The sequence below is a fragment of the Alkalihalobacterium elongatum genome (genome assembly GCF_019024285.1).
GTDB classification, from domain to species: Bacteria; Bacillota; Bacilli; order Bacillales; family Bacillaceae_F; genus Alkalihalobacterium; species Alkalihalobacterium elongatum.
On record NZ_WMKZ01000028.1, the window covers coordinates 29,747 to 48,342 of the forward strand.

Sequence of the window (18,596 nt, forward strand, 5' to 3'; positions counted from 1 at the left end):
AATCAAATATCTTGCTTTCCAATTCAGACACCTCGATTTCACTATTATTTTAATCACAGTAAAATATTCTTAGATAACCTTCGAAAAAAGATATTTTGCTAGATTATTATCTTCCTCATTTTTCACCAAATCTTCTGTGATAGTTGAATTAGGAGGCTTTTGCCATAGTATACCTGCTGGCATTTTAGATTGACTAAGCATTCCTACAAACTCTTCTGGTGAAGAACTGGGCTGATCGAAATATTTTATATTTTCTTTGTAGAAATCGTAACCTTGAGCCTTATTAAATACAACACAAGGACTAAATACGTTTATTAAAGAAAATCCTTTGTGTTGTATCCCTTTTACGATTAGGTTTTCTAAGTGTTTAAAATTACCTGAAAACCCTTGAGCAATAAAGGACGCACCTGATGACCAGGTTAGAAGTAATGGATTTATTGGAGTATCCATGTTTCCAATTGGAGTAGTTGATGATTGATAGCCAATAGGGCTTGTCGGGGAGGTCTGGCCTTTTGTATTCCCATAGACTCCATTGTCCATAACGATATAGGTTATATTTAAATTTCTTCTAGCTGCATGTACTAGATGACCTACACCTATTCCATAGCCATCACCATCTCCACCAGCAGCAATAACTGTTAATTCTGGTCGCGCTGCCTTTATTCCTTGAGCTATAGTTAATGCTCGACCATGAGTAGAATGAATAGAGTATCCACCAAAATAGTGAGCTATTTTCCCACTACAACCAATTCCAGATACTAAAGTAGTATTTTCTGGTTCAATTTGTAATTGGTGCAATGAACGTTGGATGCCTCTAAGGACTGCGTAATCTCCACATCCAGGACACCATGTAGGTGAATTTTCATTTGCGTAATCTTTTACAGCCAAGTTTTTCGTCATGTACTCACCCCCAACCTTTGTATTAACTCTTTTTCAAATTCTTCTTCTGTATAATGTTCACCATCAAATCGTAAGATTGAGTCAACCTCTTTATCTTGAATTGCACTTTCTATAAATGAGCGTATCTGACCAGTAGCATTATATTCAGCTACTATTACCTTTTTTGTTTCCTTAAGTGCCTCCATAATCTCATTCTTTGGTATTGGTGATATTTGTCTAATTAATAGACCTCGGTAAGCATCTGGATCTTTTTTTACTAAATGTTCTATTAACTCTCCCATCGCTCCTGTTCCAATGATTGTTATTGGCGATTTATCATTACCAACTTTCGTAAGGGCTCGACCATAGTGTATGTGATCTGCTTTTTGCAACCTACGTAGATGTAATGAATGTCTAACCTTTTTAAAATCAGGCTCCATATAACCTCTTTCATCATGTTCATCACCACTAGCAACATACGCTCCACCTTTTACACCTGGAATCGTTCTTTTGGGTGGTTCTCCGTCTAATGACTTATATCGAATATATTTACCGTCTTTAATGTCTTCAGTAATTAACCGACCACGATCTATTTCGGTTCCATTGATAGCTGCTTCTACTGTTTTCCAAGGAAGAGATACACGCCTTAAAGCTAAGTCGAGATCCAAGGCAATAATAACTGGGCATTGATAATAGTCTGCTAGATTTAATGCTTCCTGAATTACTGTAATACAATCTGTAACACTTGTTGGAGTTAGTAATATTCTAGAAAACTCTCCATGCCCACCATATTTTAAATGATATAAATCACTTTGTTCCGTCTTAGTAGGCATTCCTGTTGATGGTCCTCCTCGTTGATTATCAATAATTACTAAGGGTATTTCTGTTGCTGAACAATAGCCAATTCCTTCTGTCATCAATGATATACCTGGCCCACTAGTGGCAACTATTGTTCTTTTCCCTGAAAAACTGCAACCTATAGCTGCATGTATAGCAGCTATTTCATCTTCTACTTGATATGTTGCACCGCCAAGCGGAGGTAACCATTCTGAAAGATTCTCTAAAATTTCCGATGCAGGAGTAATTGGATATCCAAAATAATGTCGAACACCGCCAGCTATTGCACCTAAAGATAAAGCGTCATTCCCAGATATAGTTACATTCTCTACATCTCTTTTTATTAGTGGACGACCGATACACCTTGTCTTGGTTAGTTCGAACCCTTTATAAAATAAGTCTTGGTTCTTTTGATCTTTAAAACGTCGTTGTATTTCTTGTTCAACTTCCTCGAAAGATATACCAAGTGCTCCAGTTATTAAACCAACCGCCCATACATTAAACCCTATTTTGGGAATATCCAATTTATTTTTTGCTTCTAAGGTACTTGTCACTTGACTAGATGCAAAGAGAAACGTTTCGTCCTTTACCCTATCTTTATAGCGTTTTAACCCTTCATTATCCCAGACAATTGCCAAATCAATCTTCTCTAACCGTGGAGGAGGTTCATTTGTGTCATCTTCAGAAATGTATATTTCATAAGCTGTATGTCCTCCTCGAATGATAGTGGAGAAATCTCTCCACACTCGGTGTTTATATCCTAATACTTTCAAAACATTTGATAAAATCTCTCCACCTGTTTCAATTCCTTGACCAGTTAAGCCAAGTATCGCAAAACTTTTCATCCTTTACTTCACCCCTTACCAAATGTATAATCTGATGTATCAGATATTATGCAATTTTCAAAAAAATAGTTCAAAAAAAAAAATGTAAGATATTCTCTCAAAGAATAGTTATGGAAATTAATAACATCTTTCTCCTTTATATTCATATCAATATATTAAAATTAGTGAATGGAAATACAAGCGTAATAATAATAACAATTTATTTTAATAGTGACGATGATAAAACAGGACGGTGGTTTAGACGTGATTGAAAAAAGGAATTTAAGTGAACAGGTTTATTTTTACTTACGAAAAAAAATCATAAAAAATGAACTGAAACCTGGCTCCAGAGTGAGTTATGATAACATAATCGCAGAGTTAGGCATTAGTAAGACACCAGTTCGTGATGCACTATATCTTTTACAACAGGACGGACTTATTGAAATTAAAGAGCGGTCGGGTACTTTTGTAAATACTCCTAAAGCGCAAGATGTAGAGGAAGTTTATGATATTAGAAAGGCATTAGAACGTCAGGCCGTAAACCTAGCTATGAATAACATGAAAAAAGCGGATATTGAAGAAATGCTTAAAAAAGCGATAAAAGTAGAGGAAACATTGAATGAAAGCAATGTCGAGACATTCGTGGAATCCGATCGAGAATTTCATAGAAAAATAGTAACATGGTCAAAAAACGGACGATTAATTAAATTAATGGAGTCATTAGAAGCACAACTACAATGGATAAGTGTAATCACTGCAACTAGCTCTGAAAGACCTAAGCAAACGAATGCTATGCATAAGCGTATTATAGCTGCAATGTTACACTCAAATAAAAACCTTGCTCAAGATTTGATGGAAGAGCATATTGAGGAGGCCAAACAGATAACATTAAAAGAGTTTCTTTAAAAGATAAGGTTGACTCATTAAAATACCTAGCAGACTAATTAGAATTTAAAGTACACTAACCCTTGTCAATTTTTATTGAGTCAGCCCTCTTTAGAACCAATAAAATCCATTACCAAATTGAATTTCTCGTTCATATTCAGTACTTTCATGACACGAAAATAAAAAAAGGCGTTCACCGTATTCATATAAAATTTCTGAAACATTCCCCTTACCTATCGGCTCACAAAACAATAAGTCTCCACCTTTTAGAGATAACTTTTTACATTTCGCATTCAATGTCTTTGAAAAAATAAGATCACTAGATTCAAGATTAAATATACTCTTCCACCGTTCAATTGTTGTTTCTAAGTTATTAACAGCAAATCCAATAAATGAACACTTTAATTCGCTCCCCAGTTTATGTTGTGCCATTAAGTTTCTATTTATTAAATCGTTCCTTCTTCGATCATCACTTTGTTCCCATTCAATAAAAAAAGGAAGTGATAAATTCTCCGAATCATCTTCAATAAATAACATTTTCCAACTTATTTTATTCCCATCATTAAGGACCCTTTCACCTCTATATGGACCACGAACTAGTAACCCCTTATTAGTTAATTCTGAAGATAATTTCTTAATATCTGATGTTCTCATTGCAAAGGATAATAGATGATCTCCTTTATTGCGCTCTCTGAAAGCTTGATTAATAATGCCGATCTCTTTAACTTTTTCTGCTTTCCTTATATCTTTAATACCTATCCATTCAATATAAGTCAAATCAAAGTAACATAATGAATTACACGTACCCCAATTTTCATGATCCCCACCCCGAACAGCATACAACCCCAACTCTCTCATAAATTTCATTGCTTTTTCAGGGTCAGAAAGATGAACTATATGATCAAGAGCCAACTCCACAACATCAACCTCCTAATTTTAATTATATTTAAATCTATCAAATTCTTTTTATTTTTATTCTTACTTTATTGTAAATCTGATAATGAATTACCTGACTTAACTATAGGCACAAAGACCAACTCTAAGTTTAAACTAACAACATTTGGAAATAATATACAAAAACAACTTTATCGCATACGTTAGTAATATTTCAGTTTTTAAAATGTTCAGTTTACATTAGCGCAAGGGGGGCATCTATGTATTCACCGAAAGAACAACTCATAAAAAGTTATGAAATATATGCCTATACAAGGGGACTGAATTCAACTATTGAAAACGATCTAATCCGCAGTATAAAAAAGCAAGAAGTTACCTTTCCAGCCTTCCGTACTTTATGGATCCTATACTTTGAGAAAAACATGACGATGACCAATCTAAACTTTATAGCACAAACCAATATTTCTAATGCATTTCGTCAGGTGGTAAAACTGAAAGAACAAGGTTTAATACAAATTGAAAATGGAAAGGATACTCGAACGAAGATCTTAACATTAACGCAATCGGGGAAAAAAATAATAGATGAGTTCATTGACCAACACGTTGCGAACTCTGATTTAAAAATTGTAAAGGTACTGGAAAAAATCTCTCCTCAAGATCTCCAGAAATTCATGAAAGTTGCCTCCATATTAAGCACTGAACTAATTGGACAGGACTATACGAAATGGGTGACAAAATCAACAAAGTTTATACTTGAAGAAAAGTAAAACGTCGACAACATTATCCTTTTGTTGTCCGACGTTTTTTATTTGCATTCGCAAATAATTAGAAATCAATTGTGCCATAATAAGACCAACTTTATTTTTAACTTTAAGTTCAAAGATATAGTTTGATCACACCCAAAAGCAAAAAAAGGGAAGATAGGAGGCTTAATATGGTTAAACATACTCTAGAAAGAAGCATTTCTGTTTCTTCTACATTGATAAGCATTATATTATTATTTGTTTTTGTACCTAAGTCAAAAATTCGTCAAGCACTCGTATCATTTCTCTTTCATCAAGTCATCACTTGGTTTTTCGGTTTACTCGTAGTAGAAAAAGGACTTGTAACCTATCCATACCGCCTTTATTTTCAAAAGTCGAATAAGAGCAGTTTTATTTTTGAATATTTAATTTTTCCTACATTGGCTGTATTCTTTAATCTTTATTTTCCTAAAAAAAGAAACCTCTGGCTTAAAATTGCCCATTATTTGTTTTTTACTTCTATTATTACTTTTTTTGAGACGGTAGCCGTTAAGTACACTCACTTGATTAAATATAGAAAATGGACATGGTATTGGAGCTTTATTACTATATGGTTATCTTATTATATTTCTCATGTATTTTATAGCTGGTACTTTCAAAATAGAAAAGTCTTAACTACAAATAAGCAAAACTTTACTGATATACCTAACGCATATAACCAGTAAGACTACTACATTTTCAAAAAAATTTATTCAACAAAATTATATTGTAAATTTAACGTTTAATTATTTTCGCTTTAAGATAACAACTTCTTCCTTATCAATATTAGGTAAGTGGATAACACATGTAACTTCGCTTTCTTGATCTAAATAATGACAGCCACCACAACTTATGTTTTTGCTTTGAAATAGTTTCTCATTATTCAGGTTAAAACAACTACCGTGTGTTCCACCTTTTTTATCAACAATTTGATAATACAAAGGTGAGGTATTCAAAATTTTCGTATCATTGCCTTTGTAATTTAATTTTGTATTGTAATTCAGATCGGTCCCGATTAGCTTCATTTGATGTTCAATATACCAATCTTGTGTCTCTCCAATAAATGTTACAGCCTTAGGACGGGATAACAAATGAGGTTCTTCAGCACTTACAGATAGAGAACAAAGTGACAGAGAAATTATTAAAACTATTGGAATTGTAAAGGTTGATTTATGTATAAATTCCATTTAGACACTCCGCTTTTCTTTTTAATATCCAACATAGTCTGTTCATTTATTCTAACTGACCTTAGTTTTGTCAGTGAATAATACTACGAATGAAAAAAGCTCCACCTAAAATAGGAGGAGCCGTCCTTTATTTCGTTTCTTCCCACCAAGGATAAAATGATGGCATATCCTTACTAACCTTCATTGTAAACTCTGCTGGTCTTTTCTCAAAGAAGGAAGCCACACCTTCTTTTGCGTCTGCTTGTGCACTCGACCAATTGATCATTTTGGATTCAATTTCATGTGATCTTGCTGGATGATCAGCTCCGAGCATACGCCATAGTAATTGTCTCGATAAAGCGACAGATGTCGCTGACGTATTTTCCGCAATGTCTTTAGCAATCGCCTTTGCTGTTGGTAATAATTGGTCAGGCGATACAACTTGACTTACTAAGCGCCGATCTAATGCCTCTTGTGCTGGAAAAACACGTCCTGTTAACACCCATTCACTCGCCTGACTGATGCCAACAATTCTTGGTAAGAACCAACCACTACATGCTTCTGGAGCAATCCCTCGACGGCAAAAAACAAAGCCCATCTTAGCATCAGTCGAAGCGATTCTTATATCCATTGGTAGTGTCATCGTAATCCCGATGCCCACTGCTGGCCCGTTAATAGCGGCAATGATCGGCTTCTTTAAATCATATATACGTAATGCAAGAATTCCTCCAGAGTCTCTGAATTCTACATTTTCATCTATTTCGCCAGTAAAAGATATATCCCCATTATCTAAATCCGCACCTGCACAAAATGCTCTTCCTTCTCCTGTTACAATAATGGCTCGTACGTTATCATCCTCGTCTGCACGATCAAATGCTGCAAGAAGTTCATCTAGCATTTCCATATTAAATGCATTCATACGTTCCGGACGATGTAACGTTATCGTCATGATGTGATCTGTAATGTCATATTTTATCGTTTGCAATGTAGTTATCCTCCTTGTTTTTCCTTAGGGTAGGTTAATAATGAGTTTTGTACTGAAAGGCGTGTGAAATATACATTTCACACGCTGCTACAAAATCAAGGATTATCATCAATGTACTTTAAATAGGCTTTTTCTTTAGCAATGTTTGGATTTGCTTTATACTTAAGTGTTCTAAAGTGTCTTCCTTAGAATATCATTACTTCAAAAACTCTCTCCTTTGAGCAAGCGAAGCATTTTCAAGTAAATTTTCAACACCAATAATTAACGATTCAAACCTTGGATCATTCGCTTTCCCAATCTTCCAACGGTAGTATATTTGTTGCAAAATAACTGCAATTTTGTAAAAAGCAAAAGTTAGATAATAATCAAAATTAGAAAGGTCTCTACCACTTTTTTGTGCGTATTTCTCTAATAGATCTTTACGGGAGTAAAAACCTGGTTCACCTGTAACTGAAGGTAAGCCTGTAAAAGATTCTCCTGGTTCTGACCAATAGGCCACTGCGGAACCTAGATCTGTTAACGGATCTCCAATCGTACACATTTCCCAATCGAAAACACCGACTACCTTCCCAGGATCAGAACCGCAGTACATCATATTATTTAATTTAAAATCGTTATGAACGATCGTAGGTGATGGTGAGGAAGGAATGTTTTGAATTAACCATCGCTCAATGAGTTCTACATTAGGAAAGTCATCAGTTTTGGAATTTTGATATCGTTTGATCCAACCATGAACTTGGCGCTCAAGATACCCTTCAGGTCGGCCAATCACATCCAATCCAGTTGCTTCTATATCAATATCGTGCATTTTAACTAACGTATCTACAAAAGCTTCCGAAACTAATTGTCCTGTTCTCTCCGTTCTCTCAAAGACCTCTGGAAGATCATGGTCAAGTACTACGCCATTTTTCTTCTCCATAATATAAAAGTGTCTTTCCATAATTTCAGGATCCTCACAAAACAGTAAAGGTTGCGGTGCTAAAGGAAATACGGGGTAAATCTTTTCAAGAATTCTATATTCTCTCTCCATATCATGGGCTCTTGGAGGAATAGGACCAAAAGGAGGTCGTCTTAATACAGCTTGCCAATCGCCTATCTCAATAAAGTAAGTTAAATTTGAATATCCATTTGAAAATGCTTTTGACTTCATCTTTTCTTCACTTAACTTTGGTACATTTCTTCGAATATAGCTTTCTACCTTTTCCCAATGAATTTCGTTAACTGCAGTATCAATTGAAGATTTCTTTTCCGTCATACCATCACCCACTTATTTAAATTTTTTCATCACATCTCCTATTAGCCTAAGAAGTTAAAAAGAATAATTGATATATGGATGTTATCTAGTGTCTATTATTGTGCTAACCATCCACCGTCAACATAAATGGTTTGCCCTGTCATATAGCTACTTGCATCTGAAGCTAGCAAGATAATTGCTCCTGATAATTCTTGTGGCTGCCCTAATCGTTTTAAAGCTGTTTTGCCAGTAATTTTTTTAAATGTATTTTCATTTTCAAGTGCGTCTCTATTCATATCCGTTTTAATATAAGCAGGTCCAATCGCATTAACGTTAATACCAAACTTCGCCCATTCTAGAGCTAAAGATCTTGTTAGGTTAATAACCGCTGCTTTACTTGCAGTATATGGACTGATGCCAACGTCACCAACAGCCCCCGCTACAGATGCAATATTAATGATATTGCCAGAACCTTGCTCTTTCATAACCTTCGCCGCTGCTTGACAACAGAAAAACAATGACTTTACGTTTAGGTCCATTATTTGTTCCCACTCTTGCTCTGTTACTTCAAGAGCAAATTTTGTAGTTGAAACCCCAGCGTTATTTACTAGAATATCAACTTTGCCAAATTGATCTTTTACCATTAAAATCATATTATTAATTGCTTCTACATCTCGTAAATTTACAGATAAACCTAGTGCCTTCTTGCCAAGTCTCTCAATTTCTTCAACAACTTGCTGATTTAGTTGTTCGTCTCTACCAACAATGACAACGTCTGCTCCAGCCTCTGCTAGTGCCAATGCCATCGAACGACCTAGTCCGCGATTTCCACCTGTTACAATTGCTACTTTATTCGTTAAATCAAAGAGCTTCATTGAATTCTTCCTTTCTATATAAGTTGGATTTAGTGATGAACAATATGATGTTGAGCATTATTAGTACCAGTCCTAAGGTCATGTACTGCTCTAGACCAAAAATAAATTTACCTGTAACTTTATTATATAATTATGATTTTTCTGAATATAATAATCATACTTTCACTATTAAAATTCAAAAATGGTTGTTTTTTTATGTGTCTCTCTAATGTATAAAATTACACCGTTAAGGAATAACCGCCATCCATCCTTAACACTTGACCCGTTACCATTCCCATATTAGGCTGACAATAATTCAAAATCATATCAGCAACTTCTTCGAGCAACACTGTTTTTTTTGCAGGTGTCTTTTTAGCAATCGCATTAAGTCTTGCTGATGGGTCTGGGAAAACCGAACGGAAAGCCTCTGTATCCATTGCACCAGGTGAGATCACGTTGGCAGTTATCCCATCACTTGCCCACTCTGCTGCAAAGTATCGAATAAGGGCTTCCATTGTAGCTTTTGAGACACCAATACTCGTATAGTTAGGAACTGCTCGGCTAGCGCCGATACTAGAAATGGTAAATATCCTCCCAAATTGTTGCTCACGCATATGTGGATACACTTTTTGGGCTAAATAAAGTAGGGCTGAAGCATTGACGGCGAGCGCTCTCTCCCAATGCTCGCATGAAATAGACTCAATTGAGCTCGTTTCGGCGTAAACCGCATTGTGAACTAAAATATCAATGTTTGGAAGCTGATCCATCATCTGCTCAATTTCTTCAAAACGTCCGACATCACCTTGAATTATTTTTGCTTGCCCACCTAACGCTTTTATATTACTTTCTGTTTCCTTAGCCGATTTTTCATCCTGAAAGTAGTTAATAAAAACGTTATAGTTCTCCTTTGCAAACTTATAAGCAATTTCACGACCTAACCCTTTTCCGCCACCAGTGATTAATACACTTTTCCTAGCCATCTAATCCCCCCTAATCGTTTCTTAATGCTGTTTTTAAAACCTTTCCAGCTGCATTTCTCGGTAGCTCTAGCATAAACTCCACACTTTTTGGCTTCTTATAAGATGCTAAGTATTTAGAACAGAAATCAATGACTTCTTGTTCTGTCATCGTTTCATTTCTTTTCGTCACAATAACTGCTTTGACATTTTCTCCCCAGTCCTTGTCTGGCACTCCTATTACGGCGACTTCTAGGATCTTAGGATGGGTATATAAAACTTCCTCAATTTCAGCAGGGTAAATATTCTCACCACCACTTATGATCATATCTTTCTTTCGGTCAACTACATAAATAAATCCTTCATCGTCCATTCGAACTAAGTCACCACTATGAAACCACCCACCTGCGAAAGCTTCTTCGGTTGCTTCTCGGTTTTTATAGTACTCTTTCATCAAGGTTGGACCTCGGTAAACGATTTCACCAATTTCACCAATAGGTACATCATTCATTTGATCATCTACTACTCTTACCTCAACATTTATCACTGGTTTACCTACAGATGTAGTTTTCCTAAGAGAATCCTCAGGGTGCAAACAAGTCGTACAAGGACTCATCTCGGTTTGCCCAAAAACATCATAAATACTCGCATGAGGGAAATGGTGCATCATTGATTTCTTTAACTCCAATGGACAAATAGCTGCTGCTGTCATACATTTACGTAGTGAGGACAGCTGATAATCATTTATATTTGGTACCTGTAAAAGAAAGTTCCACATGGCTGGGACGAGAAATAAACTATTAATCTGTTCTTTTTCTATAGCTTCTAACACTGCTTCTGGGTGGAAGTCTCGATGAATGACCGAAGTCCCTTTTACTAAACAAGTGTGAATTAAAAACGACATTGAACCAACATGAAATAAAGGCGGAACGAGTAAAAATTTAAACGATGTGTCTAACTTGAATTCCCAAATCATATTCATGCCATTCTGATAGAGGTTTTTGTGTGTAAGAACTGCTCCTTTAGGTCTACCAGTCGTGCCTGATGTGTAAACGATCATACACCCATCATTTTCGTTTATATCTACTGGAGGAAACTCTTCTTCGCAAGTGAAAATCTCGTCGTATGAAATCATTCCTAGAGGTAGCTCTGTTTCATCTATTACAATTACCGCTTGCAAATCTACTAACTTTTCCTGGATGTCTTCGATAACTTCAACATACTCTTTATCAATAAATAAAAACTTACATTCAGAATTTTGTAATATATATTCGATTTCATTTTGTTTTAATCTGAAGTTAATAGGAACACCAACTGCCCCACTTAAAGTTGTAGCAAAGAAGATTTCTACAAATGGTAGTCCATTTTTTAGAATAAAACCGACTTTGTCATCCTGCTCGAGCCCTTTACTTCTTAACCAGTGACCAGCTTTTGTCGCCCGGTCATATAAAACTTGGTAAGTTATCCTCGTATCTTCATAGATAAATGCCTCTTTGCTTGGAGTTTGATGGGCTGCCTTCTTTAGTAAACCACCGACTAATTGTTGACGAGAAGATAGTAACTCAATCGTACTCATCTATACCTACTCCTCCCTTGTTAATATAACTATTAATTTCGTTTATGTATTACAAAAGGATATAAACTTCTTAATTAACTTAAGAAACATTTACATCTATTAATGACTAGACTATAGAGATCCAAAAAGTGGACCTCTATAATTACTAGCCATGTATTCTGCCTTTCCTTTATAAAAATGGTTATACTTTAACTACCAATTTACCCCATGTTTTTCGATCAGCTAGTAAATTCAAAGCATTGGTCACTTCTTCAAACCCAAACTCACGGTATATTAATGGATTAATTTTACCTTCTTCATACAGTTTCATTAATTCTTTATGTTCTTGTCTCACTTCTTGCGGCTTTAATTTTGAGAAAAGCCCCCAGTGAACACCTACAACAGAGTAATTTTTTACAAGTATGTGATTAATTGGTGCACTCGGTATATTTCCTCCAGCAAAGCCAATCACTAAAATTCTTCCGTCAAAGGCAATGCACTTTCTTGATCGCTCAAAAATCTCCCCACCTACAGGGTCATAGATGACGTCAGCCCCTTTTCCATCTGTCTTTTCTTTAACGACTTGAACAAAATCTTCCGTTAGGTAATCAATAACAACATCGGCTCCTAAACTCCTACAAACCTTTGTCTTTTCCGTTCCACCTGCAGTTGCAATTACATATGCACCTGCAGCTTTCCCTAATTGAATAGCTGCTGAACCAACTCCACCTGCCCCTGCATGAACTAGTAACACTTCTCCTGGTTGGATATTCGCACGTTGATGAAGAGCGTAATAAGAAGTATGATAAGTAACGAACATCGCCGCTGCCTCATCCGAGGACATTGACTTCGGAATGGGATAGATCGATCTCTCATCGACAGCCACATACTCGGCTAGACCACCTGATGGTAGCTTCGGCAAAGCAATCACACGTTGACCTACTTTATATTTACTTCCCTCATTAACTGCTACTATTTTTCCAGATAGTTCAGCACCGATTGTAAAAGGAAACGGTGGCTTTTCTTGATACTTTCCTTGGCATAATAAAATATCAAAAAAGTTTAATGCCACAGCCTCTACCTCTATTAAGGCTTGATTTCGTTCTATAGTCGGCTTCGGTACTTCTTCTAAGCGTAAAACATCACTAGGCTCCCCGTGCTCTTTGATTAACCAGCTTCTCAATATACTCACATCCTTCTTAATATTCTGAATTTAACATCTGCAAATGGATGTTTTACTCTTCTTTTTAGCTAATTGAGGTAAGTAACTCACTTTCAACTATTCCGTGCTCCTTGATAATTGTTTAATTACCAGCAAAGCTTGGTTTTCTTTTTTCAAAAAAAGATTTAACGCCTTCTTTATGGTCATTAGTCGAAAACGCAATCGCCTGTGCCATCGCTTCTTCTCTTAGAACTTGCTCTAACGACAATTCATAACTTCTATTTAAAATGTGCTTAGTCAAACCAAGCGCTTGAGTTGCACCCTCTGCTAACTTTGTGGCTAACTCCTTAGCCTTATCTAAAAGCTCTTCATGTGGAACAACGTCAAGAACAAGGCCATACTCCTTTGCTTCATAAGGTGTAATCGATCTACCTGTTAGTGCTAGCTCTTTTGCCCTAGCCATGCCAACAATTCTTGGTAAGTGGTATAAGCCTCCAAGGTCAGGCACTAACCCAACTTTATTAAACGACATCGCAAACGTTGAATTCTCTGAAGCTATAATAATGTCACTAGCAATCGCAATACTAAAGCCCGCCCCAACAGCATATCCATGAACTGCTGCTATCACTGGTTTTTCTAGCTGTGCTAAATCAACCATAAAGGGAAGTCCAAATTTCATATACTCTCTTGAAATTGCTGCATTGCTACCGTTCCCAGGAAACCCTTTGATATCACCGCCTGCACAAAACGCTCTGCCACTACCCGTTAGTATAACCGCTCTGATGTCAGGGTCTTCTTTTATTCTAGCTAAAGAAGTTTTTAAGCCTTCAATGATACCTTCTGAAAGAGCGTTCATTTGCTTTGGTTCGTTTAATGTGATCGTTGCTACCCCGTTTTCAACTTCAAAAATTACTGCTGGTTCACTCATCATTCATACCTCCTAATTATGTCATAGCTATTCTATTAAAAGTTTGCTGGATCCCAGCTTTCACCTTGTTTATATTGCTTCAAGATTCGTCTAGCAATCGACGCTGTATGAACCTCATCTGGACCATCATAAATACGGGCATACCTTGCGTCCCGGTACATCTTTTCCAGTGGTGTATCTGCTGTTACACCCAGCGCTCCGTGTACTTGTATGGCTCTATCAATGACATCATGAAGAACTTTTGCACCGTACACTTTAATCATCGCAATATCCACACGTGCATCTTCACCGCGGTCAATTTTTTTAGCTGCTTCAAAAGTAAGTAAACGTGCAGATTGGATTTCAGTTGCAGAGTCAGCGATGAATTTCTGAATCATTTGTTTATCTGACAGTAATGAACCGTGAGCAAATCGATTTAAGGAACGCTCACACATAAGGTCAAATGCTCGTTGGGCTTGACCAAGCCATCGCATGCTATGATAGATTCTTCCTGGTCCTAATCGTTTTTGCGCAATAACAAAACCATGACCACGCTCACCAAGTAAATTTTCCTTTGGTACTCGGACATTTGTTAACCTTATCTCACAATGGTTTCCAGAGCGATGCCCCATTGTTGGAACAACTCTTACGACTTCATAACCTGGGGAATCTGTTGGGACAATAATCATTGAAGCTCTCTTGTGACGATCTCCCTCTGGTTCAGTTACACAAAACATCGTTGTAAACGCAGCTTTATTCGCACCTGTGGTAAACCATTTATGAGCATTTATCACCCATTCATCACCATCTAAATGTGCTGTTGATTGGATAAGTGTTGGATCTGACCCTGCCACCTCTGGTTCAGTTAATCCAACTGAAGGGTAAATCTCACCTCTAACCATTGGATACAACCATTTATCCTTCTGTTCTTGCGTACCAAACATGTTAAGCATTGTAGAATCTTGAGCGGTATGAGTACCAAGGGCAAACATGGCAGCTTCTGAACGGCCTACAATTTCATTTATGTAGACATAATCCATAAATTTTAATCCGCCACCACCAATATCTTTTGGTAATCCTAACGCCCAGATTCCCTCTCGTTTTGCTTGATCTTGTAGTTCTTTTAAAGCTCGTTCTCCTTCTGGTCCACCTTCCTCAACAATCATTTCCACTGGAATAACCTTTTCATCAATAAAAGTTCTCACTTTTTGACGTAGTTCAAGGACCATGTCACTCATTTCAAAGCTTTCAAACTGACTCATATACCTCTCCCCCTCACTGAAAATTCTTTTTCTTGAAGCTTTCTCCAAAGTACCTTACCTGATGCGGAAATAGGTAGTTCACTAACAAATTCTATTTTTCTAGGATATTTATAGTTCGACATTCGATCCTTACACCACTCAATGATCTCATCTTCCGTAACATTTGAATAACCATCATTTAATACGATAAGTGCCTTAACTGTTTCTCCTCTTCTTAGGTCTGGTGCTGCAATCACGCATACGGAGTGAATAGCTGGATGCTTATACATCATCGTCTCTACTTCTACAGGCCACACTTTAAAGCCCGAAGCATTAATCATTCTTTTTTTGCGATCAACGAGGAAAAAGTATCCTTCTTCATCAAAATAACCAATATCACCTGTAAGAAAAAAAGTTTTACCGTCCATTTCAATAAAAGAACTCTTTGTAGCTTCATCCTTCCTCCAGTAGCCATTAAATAATTGAGGACTGTTGACAATAATCTCACCTTTTTCACCAGCACCTAATGGTTTACGAGTATCGCTATCTATTACTCTTGCATCAACATCAAAGAAGGGGATTCCTAGACATTGTAATTTCGGACGATCAAGTGGATTAAAATGAGTTTGTGACATCGTCTCTGTCGAACCATATCCTTCGGCATAAAGAATACCGGTAAGTTCATATAGTTTTTCTCCAATCGCCTTTGGTAAAGGTGCACCTCCACCACCAACAACTTGCAGAGAGGAAATATCATATTGTGGTAAATTAGGATTCGAGAGAAAATCAATCATCATCGTGCTAATATTAACCCAATGAGTACAACCCAATTCGTGAATAAGGCTCCCAGCCATATCACGGTCCCACCTCATCATGAGTACGATGGTTCCACCTGCTTGTATCGTCGAATTCATCGAATGTTGCATCCCTGTCACATGAAATAGAGGCAATGTCGTTAAGGCAACTGTTTGCGGGCTATAACTTCCCCATATCGTTGTTCCCGAAATATTGGCTTGAACATTTTTATGAGAATGAATACAGCCTTTAGGGTCTCCTGTCGTTCCAGAAGTATATATAATTAATGCTTCCGTCCCTCCACCACTGTAAGCACCTACATTATTCGAAACAGTATTTGCATTTTTCCAGTAATGAACATTCAGATAATCTATCTTAGATGAAACTTTACTGTTTTTAATCTCTGGAAAATCTTCACCTGCATATGAAGAATAATTAGATAGAATGACTTGTGTTAAAGAGGTTGTATTTATTAAAGGCTGTATTTGATCGAATAATGACTCATCTAGAAAAGCAACGCTTGCTTGGCTGTCTGTGATAAAATAAGCAAGTTCTTCCGTTTTATTCATTGGGTTAATAGGAACAACTATTGCATTAATACTTAAGATGGCATAATAAGAAATGATGAATTGAGGACAATTTTGCATATAAAGTAGTACACGATCACCACGACTAACATTAAATTCCTTCTCTAAGAAACTAGCTTTTTTCTTCACTTCTTCGAGCAAATCTTTATACGTTAATACGTTACCGTAGAAATATACCGCTGCCTTATTTGGATACCTTTTTGCTGAAACTTCTAAATTATCGACTATACTAGTTTCTGGAATTGTTAATGATTTAGATATTCTTTTCGGCCAAAATTCATAATGATTTTTAACCATTCCCATAGACGTCACCCCGATAAATAAAATTGATATAGTTGGTCACGGATAAAGTCAGGTATCGTCTCACTTTCTTGTTTGTCAAAATTAAAGTACACAAGCACAGATTGACTATCGGCAATTAGTTGGTTCGTTTTCGTTTCATAAAGTTTTTGCTCCATCTGAATACTTTTGTTACCGATTTTTGTAAAATAGGTTTCAATATATAACTCTTTTCCGAAATAAGCTTGATTAACGAAATTACATCCAGTAGAAGCTAAAATAAAAGACCATTGGCTAATATCGACTTCATGTACTTTTTGTATGAGTTCAATTCGTGCCTGTTCAAAATAGATAAAATAACTAATATTACTCACATGACCTAAAGCATCTGTTTCACTAAAACGGACATGTATATCGGTAAGATGTTTCATCCATAATCTCCTTCTTCATGCATTTTCATTATAAGGAACATTTATTTTAATCTAACATAGAAGGATGTCAGGGGGGACAATCCACCCTGACAATTGAGGTTGCTTTACTTACAGTAATTACTGATCGTACCCTTTTAATTCTAGACGGCCAATATCTCGGCGGTGAACTTCATCTGGACCATCAACAAGACGAAGAGTACGTGCGTTAGCCCAATGAGCAGCAAGAGGGAAATCATCCGAAACTCCACCGCCGCCGTGTGCTTGTATCGCACGGTCAATTACGTTTAAGCAAGCTTTAGGAGCTGCTACTTTAATCATTGCAATTTCCTTTCTCGCTTCTTTGTTTCCGTACTTATCCATTTTATAAGCAGCATTTAGTGTTAATAAACGAGCTTGATCAATTTCTAAACGAGATTCGGCAATCCACTCTCTGATTACACCTTGTTCAGCTAGCGCTTTTCCAAACGTTACTCTTTCACGAGTTCTACGGCATAGTAGCTCTAAAGCACGCTCTGCAGCACCAATCGCTCTCATACAATGATGGATACGACCTGGTCCAAGACGACCTTGAGCAATTGCGAATCCTTTTCCTTCCCCTAATAGAATATTCTCTACAGGTACTCTGACATCTTTAAACTCTACCTCACAGTGACCATGAGGAGCGTGATCATAACCAAACACATTTAACGGACGAACGACTGTAACACCTGGTGTATCCATTGGTACTAGAACCATAGACTGTTGTTCATGCCTCGGTCCATTTGGGTCGGTTTTTCCCATAAAAATTGCAATTTTACACCTTGGATCTCCAGCGCCCGATGTCCACCATTTTCTAGCGTTAATAACATAATGATCGCCATCTCTTACAATACTACCTTGAATGTTCGTTGCGTCTGATGATGCGACAGCAGGCTCTGTCATCGCAAAGCATGATCTAATTTCACCTGCTAAAAGCGGTTCAAGCCACTGTTTCTTTTGTTCTTCCGTACCGTAACGAATTAATACTTCCATATTTCCTGTATCAGGAGCATTACAGTTAAAAATTTCTGGGCCAATTAATGAACGTCCCATAATTTCTGCAAGCGGAGCATATTCTACATTTGTTAAACCATTTTCCACCTCATGAGCTGGTAGGAATAAATTCCATAGCCCCGCATTTTTTGCCTTTTGTTTTAACTCTTCTACGATCGGTGGAATCTCCCATCTTGATGCCGCTTGGTTTAATTGTTCTTCATACAATGCTTCATTTGGATACACGTACTCTTCCATAAAGTTTGTTAATCTTTCTTGTAACTCTAGACTCTCTTTTGAATATTCAAATTGCATGATACCCCTCCTAAAAT

At 36.7% G+C, this 18,596-nt stretch carries 18 protein-coding genes; 3 read left to right on the forward strand and 15 right to left on the reverse strand.

All coding sequences use genetic code 11. From position 1 onward, the window contains the following. Window positions 1-69: 69 nt before the first annotated feature. Window positions 70-900 carry a thiamine pyrophosphate-dependent enzyme gene (locus GKP30_RS19500; protein ID WP_216831140.1) on the reverse strand — a complete coding sequence of 277 codons (831 nt, stop codon included), beginning with the start codon at window positions 898-900 and terminating at the stop codon, window positions 70-72. Beyond that, entirely contained in the window at window positions 897-2,561 is a 1,665-nt protein-coding gene (locus tag GKP30_RS19505) for a 2-oxoacid:acceptor oxidoreductase family protein (protein ID WP_216831141.1), read from the reverse strand. Before GKP30_RS19505 ends, GKP30_RS19500 begins: the two co-directional genes overlap by 4 nt. 243 nt (window positions 2,562-2,804) lie before the next feature. Here GKP30_RS19505 and GKP30_RS19510 point away from each other — a divergent pair, with 243 nt between their 5' ends. Beyond that, window positions 2,805-3,446, forward strand: coding sequence for a GntR family transcriptional regulator (locus tag GKP30_RS19510; RefSeq protein ID WP_216831142.1), 642 nt, complete (start codon window positions 2,805-2,807; stop codon window positions 3,444-3,446). Window positions 3,447-3,536: 90 nt separating this feature from the next. Here GKP30_RS19510 and GKP30_RS19515 read toward each other — a convergent pair whose 3' ends face one another. Continuing rightward, the gene (locus tag GKP30_RS19515; RefSeq protein ID WP_216831143.1) at window positions 3,537-4,343 is read right to left on the reverse strand and encodes a VOC family protein; all 807 of its coding nucleotides are present in this window, start codon (window positions 4,341-4,343) and stop codon (window positions 3,537-3,539) included. A gap of 236 nt (window positions 4,344-4,579) precedes the next feature. Here GKP30_RS19515 and GKP30_RS19520 point away from each other — a divergent pair, with 236 nt between their 5' ends. Both GKP30_RS19520 and GKP30_RS19525 read left to right on the forward strand, forming a co-directional pair. Continuing rightward, complete coding sequence (locus GKP30_RS19520; RefSeq protein ID WP_216831144.1) at window positions 4,580-5,086, forward strand: MarR family winged helix-turn-helix transcriptional regulator; 507 nt, start codon at window positions 4,580-4,582, stop codon at window positions 5,084-5,086. A 167-nt stretch (window positions 5,087-5,253) separates the two neighbouring features. Beyond that, on the forward strand, window positions 5,254-5,787 hold the full coding sequence (locus tag GKP30_RS19525; RefSeq protein WP_216831145.1) for a CBO0543 family protein: 534 nt from the start codon (window positions 5,254-5,256) through the stop codon (window positions 5,785-5,787). A 60-nt stretch (window positions 5,788-5,847) separates the two neighbouring features. On the opposite strand, the gene GKP30_RS19530 is transcribed toward GKP30_RS19525, so the two are convergent. From GKP30_RS19530 to GKP30_RS19585, 12 genes are all read right to left on the reverse strand, one after another. Beyond that, the gene (locus tag GKP30_RS19530; protein WP_216831146.1) at window positions 5,848-6,288 is read right to left on the reverse strand and encodes a hypothetical protein; all 441 of its coding nucleotides are present in this window, start codon (window positions 6,286-6,288) and stop codon (window positions 5,848-5,850) included. A 127-nt stretch (window positions 6,289-6,415) separates the two neighbouring features. Next, window positions 6,416-7,252 (reverse strand): crotonase/enoyl-CoA hydratase family protein, encoded by an 837-nt coding sequence (locus GKP30_RS19535; RefSeq protein ID WP_236035227.1) that lies wholly within the window; start codon window positions 7,250-7,252, stop codon window positions 6,416-6,418. 196 nt (window positions 7,253-7,448) lie between these two features. Then, window positions 7,449-8,507, reverse strand: a complete 1,059-nt coding sequence (locus GKP30_RS19540) for a phosphotransferase family protein (RefSeq protein ID WP_216831147.1) — start codon at window positions 8,505-8,507, stop codon at window positions 7,449-7,451. A 95-nt stretch (window positions 8,508-8,602) separates the two neighbouring features. Beyond that, window positions 8,603-9,361, reverse strand: coding sequence for an SDR family NAD(P)-dependent oxidoreductase (locus GKP30_RS19545; RefSeq protein ID WP_216831148.1), 759 nt, complete (start codon window positions 9,359-9,361; stop codon window positions 8,603-8,605). Window positions 9,362-9,579: 218 nt separating this feature from the next. Next, a complete protein-coding gene (locus GKP30_RS19550) occupies window positions 9,580-10,320 on the reverse strand; it encodes an SDR family oxidoreductase (RefSeq protein WP_216831149.1) in 741 nt (246 codons plus the stop codon). A gap of 10 nt (window positions 10,321-10,330) precedes the next feature. Next, window positions 10,331-11,872 carry a class I adenylate-forming enzyme family protein gene (locus GKP30_RS19555; RefSeq protein ID WP_216831150.1) on the reverse strand — a complete coding sequence of 514 codons (1,542 nt, stop codon included), beginning with the start codon at window positions 11,870-11,872 and terminating at the stop codon, window positions 10,331-10,333. Window positions 11,873-12,053: 181 nt separating this feature from the next. Then, window positions 12,054-13,043, reverse strand: coding sequence for an NADPH:quinone oxidoreductase family protein (locus GKP30_RS19560; RefSeq protein ID WP_328703187.1), 990 nt, complete (start codon window positions 13,041-13,043; stop codon window positions 12,054-12,056). Window positions 13,044-13,155: 112 nt separating this feature from the next. Further along, a complete protein-coding gene (locus GKP30_RS19565) occupies window positions 13,156-13,941 on the reverse strand; it encodes an enoyl-CoA hydratase/isomerase family protein (protein WP_216831152.1) in 786 nt (261 codons plus the stop codon). Between the two features lie 35 nt (window positions 13,942-13,976). Then, entirely contained in the window at window positions 13,977-15,182 is a 1,206-nt protein-coding gene (locus tag GKP30_RS19570; RefSeq protein WP_236035228.1) for an acyl-CoA dehydrogenase family protein, read from the reverse strand. Then, window positions 15,179-16,840 (reverse strand): long-chain-fatty-acid--CoA ligase, encoded by a 1,662-nt coding sequence (locus GKP30_RS19575; protein WP_216831169.1) that lies wholly within the window; start codon window positions 16,838-16,840, stop codon window positions 15,179-15,181. Before GKP30_RS19575 ends, GKP30_RS19570 begins: the two co-directional genes overlap by 4 nt. A gap of 11 nt (window positions 16,841-16,851) precedes the next feature. Then, a complete protein-coding gene (locus GKP30_RS19580) occupies window positions 16,852-17,253 on the reverse strand; it encodes an acyl-CoA thioesterase (protein WP_216831153.1) in 402 nt (133 codons plus the stop codon). Between the two features lie 117 nt (window positions 17,254-17,370). Next, window positions 17,371-18,579 (reverse strand): acyl-CoA dehydrogenase, encoded by a 1,209-nt coding sequence (locus tag GKP30_RS19585; protein ID WP_216831154.1) that lies wholly within the window; start codon window positions 18,577-18,579, stop codon window positions 17,371-17,373. Between the last annotated feature and the right edge of the window lie 17 nt (window positions 18,580-18,596).

Excerpts from the sequence above, each read along its gene's own strand:
- GKP30_RS19570 (WP_236035228.1), bottom strand. The coding sequence starts at position 15,182 with ATGAGTCAGTTTGAAAGCTTTGAAATGAGTGACATGGTCCTTGAACTA.
- GKP30_RS19520 (WP_216831144.1), top strand. The coding sequence starts at position 4,580 with ATGTATTCACCGAAAGAACAACTCATAAAAAGTTATGAAATATATGCC.
- GKP30_RS19505 (WP_216831141.1), bottom strand. The coding sequence starts at position 2,561 with ATGAAAAGTTTTGCGATACTTGGCTTAACTGGTCAAGGAATTGAAACA.
- GKP30_RS19545 (WP_216831148.1), bottom strand. The coding sequence starts at position 9,361 with ATGAAGCTCTTTGATTTAACGAATAAAGTAGCAATTGTAACAGGTGGA.
- GKP30_RS19585 (WP_216831154.1), bottom strand. The coding sequence starts at position 18,579 with ATGCAATTTGAATATTCAAAAGAGAGTCTAGAGTTACAAGAAAGATTA.
- GKP30_RS19555 (WP_216831150.1), bottom strand. The coding sequence starts at position 11,872 with ATGAGTACGATTGAGTTACTATCTTCTCGTCAACAATTAGTCGGTGGT.
- GKP30_RS19575 (WP_216831169.1), bottom strand. The coding sequence starts at position 16,840 with ATGGTTAAAAATCATTATGAATTTTGGCCGAAAAGAATATCTAAATCA.
- GKP30_RS19540 (WP_216831147.1), bottom strand. The coding sequence starts at position 8,507 with ATGACGGAAAAGAAATCTTCAATTGATACTGCAGTTAACGAAATTCAT.
- GKP30_RS19580 (WP_216831153.1), bottom strand. The coding sequence starts at position 17,253 with ATGAAACATCTTACCGATATACATGTCCGTTTTAGTGAAACAGATGCT.
- GKP30_RS19565 (WP_216831152.1), bottom strand. The coding sequence starts at position 13,941 with ATGAGTGAACCAGCAGTAATTTTTGAAGTTGAAAACGGGGTAGCAACG.
- GKP30_RS19525 (WP_216831145.1), top strand. The coding sequence starts at position 5,254 with ATGGTTAAACATACTCTAGAAAGAAGCATTTCTGTTTCTTCTACATTG.
- GKP30_RS19530 (WP_216831146.1), bottom strand. The coding sequence starts at position 6,288 with ATGGAATTTATACATAAATCAACCTTTACAATTCCAATAGTTTTAATA.
- GKP30_RS19550 (WP_216831149.1), bottom strand. The coding sequence starts at position 10,320 with ATGGCTAGGAAAAGTGTATTAATCACTGGTGGCGGAAAAGGGTTAGGT.
- GKP30_RS19500 (WP_216831140.1), bottom strand. The coding sequence starts at position 900 with ATGACGAAAAACTTGGCTGTAAAAGATTACGCAAATGAAAATTCACCT.